Below are 14,086 nucleotides of genomic sequence, written 5' to 3'. Positions count from 1 at the left end.
TACACTATTCTAAGAGCTATGTCAATACATGCTTTAGAAGATATTATGTATTAGTCTATACGTTTTATTGCCATTAATCTAAGTACCATAAGGCATTACTTGTTTTGGCTGGTAAAGTCACGCTAGTAGATTTATTTAAGTGATAAAGGACTTATACGGAATAATAACTTTCCTGGAGACATGTACCATATTCCCGCAGGACCCTCAAGAATAGGATAGCTATGTCCGAAAACAGCTTGAAGTAAACATGCAGCATTTTCTCAAATTCATTGAGTCTGCCCATCTCCTAATTGAAGCTGACAGACTCATAATTAACAGAACAAAAATTTTAATAAACTATTATTTAGAAATTTCTTCTAATGGTCTTCCTTTCGTTTCAATCCCAAAGAATATGACAAGTATGGTCATCAACAAGAAACAACCCGCGAATGCATAGAATATTGTGCTAACTGAACGGGCCATCATAAAACCAACAAAGATCGGCGAAATACCAGAAGCAATACGGCCTACAGCCTGGGCCGAGCCGGCGCCGGTAGAGCGTAGTCTCGTCGGGAAAAGTTCTGCGGTATATAACATAACTGAGGTCCAGGTCCCCTCATAGAAAAAGCAGGCTATTACCGCGACTATAAATATCTGTCTGACGGTTTCCGCCCCGTTATACATGGCAAGCCCGATGGCGGCCAATAAGGAAAATAAGATCAACACCTTTTTCCTACCCACGCTTTCAATTAAAAACGCTGCCAGAGCCCGCCCCCCAATAGCCACTATCGTCAAGTACGAGACAAACTTTATTGCTTCCTGTTGCGGCAATCCATAGTGTTTTATCAACAAAGTCGGAAGCATGGTTCCCATTGCGAAGTAAGGAAGTGACTGGGTAAGCCACAATAACCATGTGAAAAGGGTCCGTACAACATAACCCGAAGTGAATAGTTCGAGAATATTAACTTTCTCAGCTTCCTGTTTTACCGTATAAGTTTTAATATCCGTCGTTGCCGGAGTCTGAACGCCTGATTTTTCTTCCAACCATCTTACAACTTTATCAGCTTCCTCGTATTTCCCCTTGCTAACAAGATAACGCGGGGATTCAGGTATAACACGCCTGGCCAGGAAAGCCAAAAAGGCGGGTAACGCCCCTATAACAAAAAGCGCACGCCATCCCCATGTAGGGCCAAGATTATAAGCAATCAATGAGCCTAAAAGTATGCCTATGGGCATCGTCAAAATACTGTAAGCCATTAAACGTCCGCGAGATTTGGCAGGAATAAATTCAACCAGAACAGCATAATCAACCGGGAAAAAACCTCCCAGGCCTATGCCGACTAAAAAGCGGCCTATAAACAAAGTTATACTGTTCCAGGACAACGCACACAACCCTGTGATCAGACTGTAAGTTAGAATAGTTGCTTGCATCGTGCCCCGTCTCCCGATACGATCACCTAGTATTCCCCAGGCATACGCACCTATCACCATACCCCACATACTGCCAGACGCAATAAGACCGGCTACTTCCGAAGATACCTTCCATTCCTTGATTATCATCGGCAGAGCAAATGAAACGAGAAACAAGTCCATAACATCCAGAATAAATCCAATAGTACAGATCGCCCATATGTAATAGTGAACTTTTGACAGGGGAAAATTATCCAGACGGGACTGAATCGGGTCTGCTTGAAGTCCGGTATTTACCGCACTGCCTCTGGATGTATTTATTTCTAAGCTGCTCATATTAACCCCCTTCAATTTTCATATTTAACAATTAAGACTTCTTGAAACTAAGTGGATTGAAAACATAAATCGATAATAAATGAGCTTTCCCTCGGCATGATGCTGACCTCCCTGGTAGCATCACACCACAATAATAAAGCAATTGAAAACCAACTAATACGTCATTGTATTTATGTTATGAGGACTAAGATTATAACTCTACCGGCATTAAAGAAGCTTTTTGGATTTTCCCTCCTTTCATACTGATTTGAGCATTTAAATCTTTCAGGCTTTACTTCTTACCTCTCAAAAGATTTAGATGCAGTATATTTTAAATTTTAGCAATATTCATACCAGTTATTTGGGAATATTGATTTGCAGAAGTCTATTATAAAAAATAATAACTATCACAATCCAAAAGGTAGTCCCCAATTGTTATTTTGGGAAAATAATGTTCTCTTAAAAGATTGTTATCCTCGTAAAACAAACCATATATTTTGTTATTAAGGCTAAAAGAATAATGAGCCATGTAAGTCAAATTAGACTTACATGGCTCATTATTGACTTAAATAAATTCAGTTGAAGACCAACTGCATTCAGGCCAATTGATTGGAAGCGGAAGAATATCTTTATAATAAACCATTCTTATATTCTATTTTACTCTAAAAGAAGCTGTAATTAAGGCATCTTCTGACAAAAAAGACTTTATACAGTCTCTTTGACGGTAGATCGTACGTAGATAAGTCCATAATGACTCATATGAGTCTTTATAGACTTAATGCATTAACAATTTATTGTTGTTCAGATAAGCCAACTATCCCTAAAAGATAGTTTCACTATAGACAACTATCAATAGAAGTTTAATATTTTAGCAAGTATGCAGTTTAATCTTGGCACAACTCTTGCTTATATTAGCCAGTATGGAGGTGGTCTTTTATCAAGTAGTTATATCATGTTGGCTTATTGTCATAAAACCATAGGGGGTATAAAATGATCTTGCATGATTTTGATTACTTCAGGCCTGCCACTATAGCCCAGGCGCTGTCGCTTCTGGAAGCCAACCCGGACAGCTGTTGCCTGCTTGGTGGCGGTACAGATTTGATCGTCCGCTTGAAGCAAGGGCGTCTAACACCTAAAATTGTTATTGATCTTAAGGAGTTAAACCTTAGCGGTTTATCGTTTGCTTCAAACGACGTCTGCAAAATCGGGGCTTTGACAACACTGAGGGACATAGAAATTTCACCGGAGATAGCAAGCAATTATCCCGCCCTCCATGAGGCGGTTACTCACATGGCCTCAAAACAAATACGCAGCAGGGCAACCATTGGAGGTAATCTTTGCAATGCAGCGCCCTCGGCTGATACCGCGCCTCCCCTGCTTGTTTACGAAGCAAGCCTTGTGGCTGAAAGTCCATCAGCGGATAAGGTTAACCAGAACAAAAAAACAAAACCCGTGTCTATCAGGAGAAATATCTCGATCAGGCAATTTTTTAACGGACCTGGATTAAATTCTTTAAATCAGAATGAAATATTAACTGAGGTGCTTCTTCCCCTACTGCCGGCAAGGACCGGATCTACCTACCTGAAATTGAGAAGAACAGAAAAAGATATAGCCATCGTAGGTGTAGCCGCCTTGATCACTTTAGACAGTCAGGGAACGCATTGCATTGACGCAAAAATTGCACTTGGGGCGGTAGCATCCACACCGGTACGCGCGAGCGCCGCAGAAGAATTGTTACGGGGACGGCCTCTAACTGACGAAATTCTTAACATGGCTGCAAAAGCCGCCCTATTGGACGCCAAACCCATCGATGACTTCAGGGCAAGTGCCCGGTACCGCAGGGATATGATTAAAGAACTCACCCTGCGTGCTTTAAGAACAGCAACTTCCCGGGCAGAATCTTCAAATAAGGGGGGGGAAGATAAAATGCTGCATACAATTAATGTGGAAGTCAACGGTGAGAAATACGTTCTGGAAGTCACCTCAAAAGAAACCCTCTTAAAAATGTTACGCCAGCGCCTGAACCTTACTGGTACTAAAGAAGGCTGCGGCACCGGCGACTGCGGAGCCTGCACTGTTATTATGAACGGCCGCCCGGTAAATTCCTGCCTGGTGCTGGCCTGTGAAACTGACGGCAGCAAGATCACAACTATAGAAGGGCTCGTTAAGAACGGAAGGCTGCATCCTCTGCAGGAATCTTTTATTAATGAAGGATCTGTACAATGCGGTTTCTGTTCACCCGGCATGATCATGTCAGCTAAAGCTTTGCTGGATGAACACCCCGATCCGACTGAAGACGAAATCTTAACAGCTATTGCCGGGAACCTGTGCCGCTGTACAGGCTACCTTAAAATCATTAAAGCAGTGAAAACTGCCGCCCGTAAAATGGAGGAGGCTTAGAAATGACAGAATATAACATCCTTGGCAAGCCAATCCCGCGTCTCGACAGCCGTTCCAAGGTAACTGGAGAAACAAAACACCTCAATGATATCACGCGGCAACGCCGCTCTTGCCGCGGCAGAAGCTGTTAAGAAAGAGATCCTTGATGTTGCGGCAATTATGCTGAATGCTCAGCCATCTGAAATCGCCCTCCGTGAAGGTAGAGCATGGGTAAATGGAGATGGCGACAGGTCATTGTTGTTTGCTGATATCGCCGCTTATGCTGTAAATAAATTAGGCCATCCCCTGTCGGGTAAAGGACATTATGACGACCCGGTGGCGCCAACTGCCGGGTTGGATAAAGGACATGGCGAACATATCCTGTCGCATACTTTTGCCTGTCAAATCGCTGAGGTGGAAATTGACAGTAAAACAGGCACGATTAAAGTATTAAATGTAGTTGCGTCGCATGATACCGGAACTACTATCAACACTCTGATGGCTGAAGGCCAAATTGAGGGGTCCGTCGTGCAGGGGACTGGATACGCCCTGACCGAAGAGGCGGTTGAAGTGGATGGCAAGATGCAAAACCCCCGCTTTCTTGACTACAAGACCTGGAGCGCGGCAGACATACCACCTATTAAAGTAATCCTTGTAGAGAGCAACGATCCCGACGGACCATTCGGTGCAAAAGGCATAGGAGAACCAGGACTGGTCCCGACAGCTTCTGCCATCGGCAACGCGATTTTTCATGCCACAGGTAAACGTTTTTTTGAACTTCCCATGAATGCGGAAAGGGTTTTTTACAGGCTGCAAGAGGACTAAACACTACGCCCGCGAAATTAATAAAACCGACCGTAATTTGTGGGGTGAAGTATTGAAATACATGGAGGCGACAGCGTTCGCGAAGCTGATTGAGCAGGATCTTGTCAAATGGCGGCGGAATTTTCACCAAATACCGGAAACCGGGTTAAACCTGCCCCTCACACGGGCATACCTGAAAGATGAACTCCTCTCGCTTGGGCCCCGTTGCAGGGTTGTGGAACTGAAAGCAGGCATCCTGGTGGAAATTGAACCGGTTGATCAGGTTAATGCAAAAAGAACACCATTTTTACTCAGGTTTGATATGGACGCCCTTCCGGTTCAAGAAGAAACCGAACTGGATTTTTCGTCGCGTTTCCAAGGCTATATGCATGCCTGCGGGCACGACGGGCACGCTGCCGTCGGCCTGGGCCTGGCAAAAATTCTGACCGCAAACCCCGGCATCCAGCAGGGCAGAGTACGAATCGCCTTCCAGGCCGGAGAAGAAACTCTGGAAGGAGCCAGGCTTTTAGTTGCGGAAATTGACTCCTGGCAGGGGTTGCAGGGACCGGCGCCCCTCACCCCGGCCGAACCAGGGCGGGAAATAGCGCTGGCAATGCATCTCGATCCGCAATTACCCCGGGGTGTGATCGCTATAAAATCAGGCCAGCTAAACGCCAGAGTGGACAACTTAAGAGTAATTTTTAAGGGCAAGCCTGGACATGGAGCTTACCCGCACTTGTGCGCCGATCCGGTAGTTGCTATGGCATCCTTCGTAACGGCAGCCCAGACCATAATATCCCGCAACCTAAGCCCTGCTCAGCCGGCGGTTCTTTCCTTCGGCAAGGTTGCCGGCGGCAATGTGCCAAACGTCATACCGGAAGAAATTGTCCTTGAAGGGACACTCCGGAGTGGAGGTCAGGATACTGCGTCCCTGGTTAGCAGTCGCCTGGCGCAAATATCAGCAGGCATCGGACAAACTTACGGTGTAAGCGTGCGTACCGAAATTGAAGAGAAGTGTCCTGCAGTTTTGTGCGACCCTGATTTGGCGCAATGGGCTAAAGAGATATTGCAGACTGAACTTCCGGAGAATATTGTCTCCTTCGACCGGATCCTGATGGGAGGCGATGATTTCGCATTTTTTAGCCAGGTTATGCCCGCCCTTATGTTCAGGATTGGAGCTGGGTCAGAAAAAAAAGATATTGTTTACCCACTGCACAGCAACCGTTTTAATTTTGACGAAAAAATTCTGGTAATGGCTGTTGCTATATTTTTAAACCTGATCACATCAAATCCTGAAAATAAGGAGATCTAAAATTATGTCTGATCGAGCAGCAATAGAGTCACTATTTACTAAATTCGGGTATAAGGATTTCAAGTGGATAGATCCCGCGCAGATTATCGTCAAGCAATGGGTCCGGATGAAATGCAGATTCGGATGCTACAATTATGGAATGCAGGCCTGCTGCCCACCAAACAATCCCTCTATCTCAGAGTGCAGAGAATTTTTTAACGAATACAGCGAGGGAGTTATTTTCCATTTTGCAAAAGCGCTGAATAAAGCTGAAGATCGCCATGCCTGGGCTAGAGAAATGAATGAAGGTCTCTTCAACCTGGAGAGAGAAGTTTTTCTATCAGGATATTACAAGGCATTTTTATTCTCAGTAAGTAACTGCCGTATTTGTGCCAAGTGTAAAAGTGATAAGATCCAGTGCGTCAACCCTTTAATGGCGCGCCCATCCCTCGAATCAATGGGTGTTGACGTGTTTGGGACCGTTAGACAATTTGGTTTTCCCATAAATGTATTATCTGATTATACTCAGACAATGAATCGTTTCGCGTTATTGCTGGTGGAATAGCATTTATCCTGACATAATTAATTTAAGTTATAAGACATAATTTTAAATGTGAGGGAAATATGAAAAAAATAATTATTGCCATATCCGGCGCCAGCGGCGCCATTTATGGGATCAGACTTCTGGAAGAATTAATTAAGAAAGGGGCGGAAACGCACCTGATTATTAGTGGCGCAGCAAAGGAAACTATTATGATGGAAACAAACTATTCCCTTGAAGAACTGGAGAAAAATGCTCACCACTATTATAACAATAAGAATATCGCGGCAGCTCCCGCCAGTGGCTCTTTTTTACATGACGGGATGGTAATAGCTCCTTGCAGCATGAAAACTCTTTCCGCAATCGCCCACGGTTACGCGGATAACCTAATCAACCGGGCCGCCGATGTGACCATCAAGGAAAAACGCCGGCTGATCCTGGTAACGCGGGAGACCCCTTTAAGTGTAATCCATCTGGAAAATATGCTTAAACTAGCCAGGCTTGGTGTTTTCATCATGCCCCCCGTCACCTCTTTTTACCACCGCCCGCAAACCGTTGAGGATATAATCGACCAACTGACCGGGCGGCTCCTCGACGAACTCGGCATAGAAAATTCCCTTGCCAGGAGATGGCCGGAAGTATAAAAAAAGCTGGTTATAATAATAAATAATCTAACTGTGCACTAAAAACCGTGTACTGTATCACGGCTTTTTTAAGCTACAGGTAATGATCATGAGCGAGAACCGGTTTCCTCGTCTTTTCCATAATCTCGAATAATAGAAAGATGGATTGATAGCTCCTGCCAGGAAGTGTACAATAAAAAAACAATATGCCTTTATTACAAACAATATCTCAGTTAAATTAATGGGGTGATCTTTTTGTCTGCCAGGAGACATATAATTAATGAAACTAATCAACAGGCAGCAAAAATCCCGGATAATAATGAAGAAGTTTGTGATAATTCATCTTTAATTGAGCAATTAATTATGCTCCGAAAAAAATATTCCCTTCTGGAAAAAGAAATGGACTGCATGAATAAAATTATCAACTTAATTCGTGATGGTGTTGTTGTTTCAAATAGTCAAGGAATAGTTCTAAGCGCAAATTTAGCAGTAGAGCAATTAACCGGCTTGCATATCAACGATCTGGTCGGGAAAGATTTGAAACAACTCGCGGATGCGGGCGTGTTTATAAACGAACCAGCCAGCTTTGTAGCTCGAAGACAAAAAGCATTGTTAACTTAATTCAAGAGTATTACTCAGGGAAAAAAATTCTGGTCTCTGCTTCACCTATTTTTAATTCGGAAGGAGAAATAGACAGAGTTGTTTCTTACCTTTGTGATATATCGGAGTCTACTAATGTTAAAGATGAATTAAAAAAAACAAGGCAGATCAACTCTTATTTCCACGCTGAATTAACAGAGATGCGCATGCAACAAGTTTTGGGGCACAAGATTATAGCCCATAGCAACACTTTTATGCGAACCATAGATCTGGCCACACGTGTCGCTCAGACTGACAGTACGGTATTAATACTGGGTGAATCCGGTGTCGGGAAAGAAGTAATAGCTCACCTGATTTACCAGCTTAATAAAAGAAGAGAAAAAGGAGCTTTTATTAAAATAAACTGTGGAGCGATTCCTGAAGATCTTTTGGAATCAGAACTCTTTGGCTACGATACCGGAGCTTTTACAGGGGCTAAAAAAGAGGGTAAAAAAGGCATGTTTGAGCTTGCCCAACAAGGTGTAATCTTCCTTGATGAAATAGCTGAATTGCCATTAAGACTCCAGGTAAAATTACTGCGTGTTTTACAGGAAAAAGAATTTTTTCGCCTGGGGGCTGTAAAACCTGTTAATGCTGATGTTCAGATTATTGCGGCTACAAACAAAGATTTACTTGAGGCAGTTAAAGCTAAAAGTTTCAGGGAAGACCTTTACTACCGTCTAAACGTGGTACCGATAGTGGTCCCCCCCTTGCGGGAACGTTGGGAAGATATTGTTCCTCTCATACTTCTTTACTTAAATGAGTTTAACGAGAAATATAAGCAGTCTAAATTCTTTTCAAGCGAATGCCTGAAAGTAATGCTTAGTTATTCCTGGCCGGGCAATGTCCGTCAGTTGGCCAACTTGATTGAAAGACTTGTTGTGACCTGTGAGGAACAAATGATCAGGGTGCAGGATTTACCCGGAGAGATTAAAACTCCGGTAAGTATTAGTGACAGATTTCATATCAACGAAAGTCTATCATTGCCTGAAGCTTTATCCCGGCTGGAGAGAGAAATGGTTGAGTGGACTATGCGCCGCTACCGTAGCACTTATAAGGCTGCCAAAGCGCTGGGTGTAAGTCAATCAACGGTGGCCAGGTGCGTTAAAAAATACGGGTTGTTTAAAGGGAACACGGGTTAACTAATAAACGGACATCAAACAATAGCCATAACAGACCTTAATATAGTTTGGTCCTCAAATAAAGCACCTCCGCCAAAACCAGTGCGGAGGTTGCTTCTTCTAATAATTTGAATTTCTCTATCTTTATTTTAGCCATACCAGATAAATGCCTAAATATCCTCATCTTCCGAACCAAACGTATCATTAACTTTCCCTACCAGCGCTTCCGGCTCATCAGCGGCCTGGTGGTCACCGTCATTCACAAAAACAACTTCATCGCAATTCGGGCAAGTAACTTCCACAATATCATCGTCTTCAAGAATTTCCGAGTCAAAGCAGACAGTCTCACCGCACCTCGGGCAGTCCACTTCCAAATAGTGATCAGCGCATGTGTTTAACCCATCTTCTTCATAAACCTCATCTTCAAGATGATAGAGGTCTTCGTCTATGCTCTCAAGATAATCTTCCATCTGTTCCTGCGCTTCTTCCAGGTCGACCACAGAATCGGCGAACTCGTCCAAAACTTCGATGATGCCTTTCAGCAGTTTGCCTTCTTTGCTGTCGGCGTTAAAATCCAGACCCGCGGATAAGCCCTGCAGATAGGCAACCTTCGTTTTAAGATCATTCAACTTAGCAACCCCCTTAAAAAAGATTATATCGTGGCTAATTTTGGCTTCCATAGTATAACTCTATTTAAGGGGTTTTAAACATGCCCGGTCTTTAATAGTGGCAGTTATGCTCTTTTTATGTAATTGCCGGTCCTGGTGTCAATCTGGAGCTTGTCCCCAACATTGATAAAGAAAGGAACCTGGACCACTGTTCCTGTTTCCAGGGTGGCCGGCTTCGAACCGCCGGAGGCGGTGTCCCCTTTGATGCCGGGAGCGGTTTCTATAACTTCTAGCTCGACAAAGTTTGGCAGTTCAACACCTATTGATTTTCCCTGGAAAGTCAGCACATGGATGTTCATATTCTCTTTCAGGTACTTGACAGCGTCTCCCAGCTGCTCGTCGCTCATGGCGATCTGGTCGTACGACTCCATGTCCATAAAGTTATAGTCTTTACCGTCGTTATACAGGTACTGCACCTCGCGCCGCTCTATCCTGGCCTTTGGAATTTTCTCACCGGCGTTGAAGGTTTTTTCAATCACCGCGCCCGTCCTCACGTTTCTAAGCTTCGAGCGAACGAAGGCAGCACCTTTCCCGGGCTTTACGTGCTGAAAATCGATTACCTGAAAAACGTCCCCCTCCAGTTCGATGGTAAGCCCTGTTCTAAAATCGTTTGTCGAGATCAATGCCCCCGCCTCCTGTATGAAAATTTATTTTGCGACTGTTTGAGATCTAAGAAAATGTAGATGTAGAATATAGAATACAGGAGTCAGAATTCAGTAGTTTTAAGATTTCATTCTGAATTCCTTCTCCGAAAACCTTGTCTGAAACATCCAAGAAGCTATAATACCAATAATTTTTCTTTAGGTGTTTTGGTCAGGATCCTGCAGCCGTTATCCTCAACCACTACGGTATCTTCAATTCTGACACCGCCCCATCCCGGCAGGTAGATGCCGGGCTCCACCGTTACAACCATCCCGGAACGCAGGATAGTCTCGTCTTTGGCGGAGAGCCTCGGATTCTCGTGGACATCGAGGCCTAACCCGTGGCCGGTGCTGTGGCCGAAGTTGGGACCGTAACCTTTTTTTTCAATTATTCCCCTGGCGGCTTGGTCAACATCCGCCGCCCTGACTCCTGCTTTTATTACTGAAATCGCGTTCATCTGCGCTTCCAAAACTATTTCATATATTTCTTTCTGCCTGGCATCAGGCGGCCCTATTACCACCGTCCTGGTGATATCAGAGTTATAACCCCGGTACACTGCCCCAAAATCAAATGTCACCAGATCACCTCTTTGCAAAGTCTTCAGTGAGGCAACCCCGTGGGGCAGTGCCGAACGGCTGCCGGAAGCCACAATAATTTTAAACGCCGATTCCTCCGCGCCGCTCTCACGCATTAAATATTCCAGCTGCAGGGCGATTTCCCGCTCGGCGGCGCCGGTGTTGACCGCCGGCAGGATCTTCACGAAAGCCTGGTCGGCTAAACGTGCGGCTTCTTCGATATGCTTTATTTCATTTTCATCCTTGCAAAGCCTCAAATGCTCTACCATACCGCTGCCCGGTTTCAGCTCAATCCCCGGCAGCATCTTTTTGAGATCAGAAAACTGGTTATAGGTCAGGTGATCTCCCTCGCAGCCCAGCCTTACAAGGTTATGTTCTTTTAAGATCTCTGCCAGGACCATATTATATGAGCCGGTAACATCGATAATTTTATAGTCCGGGCATTCAGAGGCGGCCTGTTCTGTATAGCGGAAGTCGGTCAAAAGGCAGTACAGGCCGCGCGCCAGCAACAGGGAGCCCGTGGTGCCGGAAAAGCCGCTCAGGTAGAACCTGTTGGCGGGGTCAGTTACGTAAAAGGCCTCGCACCCGGCCTGATTAAAATGTTCCAGGAGCCTGTTGATCCTGTCAAGCAAAATAATTTCCCCCTATTTGGCGGCCAGCGCAGCCGCCGCCCTCAGCGCCAGAAGGTAGCCTGTCGGACCGAGCCCGCTGATTTGACCTGAGGCCGCGGGGGCTATTACTGATTTGCTGCGGAACTCCTCGCGCGCGTATATATTAGAAAGGTGAACCTCCACTGTGGGTATGCAGATGGCGGCTACCGCGTCGCGCAGGGCATAACTGGTGTGGGTATAAGCCCCTGGATTGAAAACAACAGCGTCCGCATCACCGCCGGCCTGCTGCAGCAGGTCTATTAACTCCCCCTCGTGGTTTGACTGCCTGCAGGTTACTTCAACCCCAAGCTCTAACGCCAGGGAGCGAAGCATTTCATTAATTTGCTCCAAAGAAAGCTCCCCATATATAGAAGGTTCCCGCTTCCCGAGCAGGTTCAGGTTTGGCCCGTGCAGTATTAATATCTTCATACCCATACCTCACATTCAGGTCCCCAGCAATAGCTTTATAAATCTTCATGAGATGTAGGTGCGACTTCAGTCGCACTTTTTTATTTTTTTAAACCCATACCTGTGTTCAGCTAACTCCGCAGAATATTTTACCATAGTTTCACCTTTTAAGCCAAGGTTAATCAGGATATTTGCGGGTTACTGGCCGCTGATGGTCATCTGTGCGATTCTTAAGGTAGGAGCCCCCTTGCCGATAAAGAACTTCAGGTCATTGCCCACAGCGTCAATGTTTTCCAGCAATTCGATGATATTTCCGCCCATGGCCATACCTCGCACCGGTTTGGTCAGCTCACCGTTTTCAATCAGGAGGCCGGACACCCCGACAGAGAAATCACCGGAGATCGGGTTGGCGGTGTGCATGCCCATTACTTCCGTGACATAGAGCCCGCTTGATATTTCCTTTATGAGATCCGCTGGCGGGATCTTCCCTGCCTCAATGTAAAAGTTAGTCACCCCTACCTCCGGCGTGCTTTTAAAAGAGCCGCGCACTCCGTTGCCGGTTGACTGTACCCCGTCTTTGGCCGCGGTGTAAGTGTTATGCAGGTAACCTTTGAGTGTTCCCTTTTCCACCAGCACAGTCCTGGAAGTGGGCACACCTTCACCGTCGAACGGGGCTGAAGCAATACCCCCGCTTAACAACCCGTCGTCGATAATGGTTATTTTATCCGATGCCACCCTGGTCCCGACCTTACCGGCAAACAAAGAACGCCCTTTCTGGACTGCTTCCCCGGTCAGCGCCGGGCCGATCAATCCCAGAAAACCCGTGGCTACATGAGGGTCGAGCAGCACCGCAGCCTTGCGGGTAGACACCGGCGCGGCGCCCAGCATCCGCACCGCCCTCCTGGCAGCCTCGGCGCCCACTTCTTCCGGCCGCAGCTGATTGTATTTCAGGTTGAAATCCAATGCGAACCCGGTCTGGCTATCATCGCCTTCCCCCGCGGCGAGGGCGATGTAAATACCGCAATACGCCTCCTTGTAGCTGAGCTTCATGCCCTGGCTGTTCACAATCGTCACCAGTGACTCACCGTCCTGGTAGGTCGAGCTTTCAATGATTTTCACCCTGGCGTCATAAGCGCGTGCCGCCTCTTCCATGGATTTGGCCATTTCAATTTTCTGCTCGACAGCAGCTTCCCGGATGCAGGGATCATAAATGTCCAGCTCAGGGTAGGAGGCGCCTGGCAGAGGCAGGTTGTGATACTGGTCCTCTCCGGTCTTGGCGCAGTTGGCCAGGGCCTGCCTGGCTACTTCCTCTATACCGCCGGGGCTCAAATCAGTGCTGAAGGAAAAGCCTGTCCTTCCCTGCCGGATCACCCGCAGTCCGAGGCCGCGCTCCTCGGCAAGTTTCATTGTCTCTACCCGGCCTTCCCTGACTCCAATATTAAGCTCTTTGGAATTGCTTATATATGCTTCCGCCAACTGGCCGCCCATCTGCATGGCCTTGCCTACGGCTGCCTCCGCGGCGCCAGTGAAGAAACCCTCTTTTTCCACGCTGACACTCCTTTCATATTCCAAGTAGTATAATTCAATGGCAGTTAAAATATTCCTTTGCATGAGGCTGTAAAAAAACTGCCGCCTCCGGCAGTTTAATGAACAAACAGTGAAGTTGTCATCGCAAACAGGTGTCTCGCGGATATGGGGGCTAACTCCTGGACTGAAGCCTCGACGATCAGGCTCGGGTCAAGAAGCGCCAAAATTGCCACCCTCTCCCCGCTTGATTGATTTGTATAAAAACCGATTATGCAAAACTGCATGTCCTCTCCGTAAATTTTTCTGGTAACAATATCACCAATTTTCATCTTTATACCCCCTGTAAAACGGCGCCAAAAGCAATTAACCTGTGATCATTTTTACTTGCCTCGTATAATAGATTTAGGACCACCGAACAGCCATAATTCCAGTTAAGGAACTATATGGATGATGGATGGTAGTTTGGGAACCGGTTCCCTTAAATTACGGGTACCGAAGCCAATAAAATCAAGTA

The 14,086-nt window shown here is 46.0% G+C and carries 15 protein-coding genes; 8 read left to right on the top strand and 7 right to left on the bottom strand.

Translation table 11 applies throughout. The features are described 5' to 3' along the window. Positions 1-339: 339 nt before the first annotated feature. On the bottom strand, positions 340-1,725 hold the full coding sequence (locus tag Pmgp_RS17550) for an MFS transporter (RefSeq protein WP_134215723.1): 1,386 nt from the start codon (positions 1,723-1,725) through the stop codon (positions 340-342). 969 nt (positions 1,726-2,694) lie between these two features. Between Pmgp_RS17550 and Pmgp_RS20725 the strand changes: the two genes are divergently transcribed. The 8 genes from Pmgp_RS20725 to Pmgp_RS17515 all read left to right on the top strand — a co-directional run bounded on the left by Pmgp_RS20725 (position 2,695) and on the right by Pmgp_RS17515 (position 9,123). After that, entirely contained in the window at positions 2,695-4,104 is a 1,410-nt protein-coding gene (locus tag Pmgp_RS20725) for an FAD binding domain-containing protein (protein WP_134215721.1), read from the top strand. A gap of 2 nt (positions 4,105-4,106) precedes the next feature. Next, positions 4,107-4,235 (top strand): hypothetical protein, encoded by a 129-nt coding sequence (locus Pmgp_RS20625; RefSeq protein ID WP_282432918.1) that lies wholly within the window; start codon positions 4,107-4,109, stop codon positions 4,233-4,235. Next, the gene (locus Pmgp_RS17540) at positions 4,189-4,908 is read left to right on the top strand and encodes a xanthine dehydrogenase family protein molybdopterin-binding subunit (RefSeq protein ID WP_134215719.1); all 720 of its coding nucleotides are present in this window, start codon (positions 4,189-4,191) and stop codon (positions 4,906-4,908) included. Before Pmgp_RS20625 ends, Pmgp_RS17540 begins: the two co-directional genes overlap by 47 nt. Positions 4,909-4,969: 61 nt before the next feature. Next, positions 4,970-6,199 (top strand): M20 metallopeptidase family protein, encoded by a 1,230-nt coding sequence (locus Pmgp_RS17535; RefSeq protein WP_243119939.1) that lies wholly within the window; start codon positions 4,970-4,972, stop codon positions 6,197-6,199. A 4-nt stretch (positions 6,200-6,203) separates the two neighbouring features. Further along, complete coding sequence (locus Pmgp_RS17530) at positions 6,204-6,743, top strand: DUF2284 domain-containing protein (RefSeq protein ID WP_134215715.1); 540 nt, start codon at positions 6,204-6,206, stop codon at positions 6,741-6,743. A gap of 59 nt (positions 6,744-6,802) precedes the next feature. Continuing rightward, positions 6,803-7,363: a UbiX family flavin prenyltransferase gene (locus tag Pmgp_RS17525; protein ID WP_134215712.1), complete on the top strand. Its 561-nt coding sequence runs from the start codon at positions 6,803-6,805 to the stop codon at positions 7,361-7,363. 234 nt (positions 7,364-7,597) lie between these two features. Continuing rightward, positions 7,598-7,963, top strand: coding sequence for a PAS domain-containing protein (locus Pmgp_RS17520; protein ID WP_134215710.1), 366 nt, complete (start codon positions 7,598-7,600; stop codon positions 7,961-7,963). Between the two features lie 185 nt (positions 7,964-8,148). Continuing rightward, entirely contained in the window at positions 8,149-9,123 is a 975-nt protein-coding gene (locus Pmgp_RS17515) for a sigma-54 interaction domain-containing protein (protein ID WP_192903005.1), read from the top strand. Between the two features lie 149 nt (positions 9,124-9,272). On the opposite strand, the gene Pmgp_RS17510 is transcribed toward Pmgp_RS17515, so the two are convergent. From Pmgp_RS17510 to Pmgp_RS17485, 6 genes are all read right to left on the bottom strand, one after another. Beyond that, complete coding sequence (locus Pmgp_RS17510) at positions 9,273-9,731, bottom strand: CD1247 N-terminal domain-containing protein (protein WP_134215705.1); 459 nt, start codon at positions 9,729-9,731, stop codon at positions 9,273-9,275. 104 nt (positions 9,732-9,835) lie between these two features. Beyond that, the gene (efp, locus tag Pmgp_RS17505; RefSeq protein WP_134215702.1) at positions 9,836-10,393 is read right to left on the bottom strand and encodes an elongation factor P; all 558 of its coding nucleotides are present in this window, start codon (positions 10,391-10,393) and stop codon (positions 9,836-9,838) included. Positions 10,394-10,548: 155 nt separating this feature from the next. After that, entirely contained in the window at positions 10,549-11,619 is a 1,071-nt protein-coding gene (locus Pmgp_RS17500) for a M24 family metallopeptidase (RefSeq protein ID WP_134215700.1), read from the bottom strand. Positions 11,620-11,631: 12 nt separating this feature from the next. After that, positions 11,632-12,066, bottom strand: a complete 435-nt coding sequence (gene aroQ, locus Pmgp_RS17495) for a type II 3-dehydroquinate dehydratase (RefSeq protein ID WP_134215696.1) — start codon at positions 12,064-12,066, stop codon at positions 11,632-11,634. A gap of 177 nt (positions 12,067-12,243) precedes the next feature. Continuing rightward, a complete protein-coding gene (locus tag Pmgp_RS17490) occupies positions 12,244-13,593 on the bottom strand; it encodes a TldD/PmbA family protein (protein WP_427910053.1) in 1,350 nt (449 codons plus the stop codon). 95 nt (positions 13,594-13,688) lie between these two features. Beyond that, the gene (locus Pmgp_RS17485; RefSeq protein ID WP_134215691.1) at positions 13,689-13,901 is read right to left on the bottom strand and encodes a sporulation peptidase YabG; all 213 of its coding nucleotides are present in this window, start codon (positions 13,899-13,901) and stop codon (positions 13,689-13,691) included. Positions 13,902-14,086 lie beyond the last annotated feature (185 nt).

The organism is Pelotomaculum propionicicum (genome assembly GCF_004369225.1).
In the GTDB taxonomy this organism is placed as follows: Bacteria; Bacillota; Desulfotomaculia; order Desulfotomaculales; family Pelotomaculaceae; genus Pelotomaculum_B; species Pelotomaculum_B propionicicum.
Note: the sequence above shows the minus strand (reverse complement) of the source record. Positions and strands in the feature narration are given on the sequence as shown.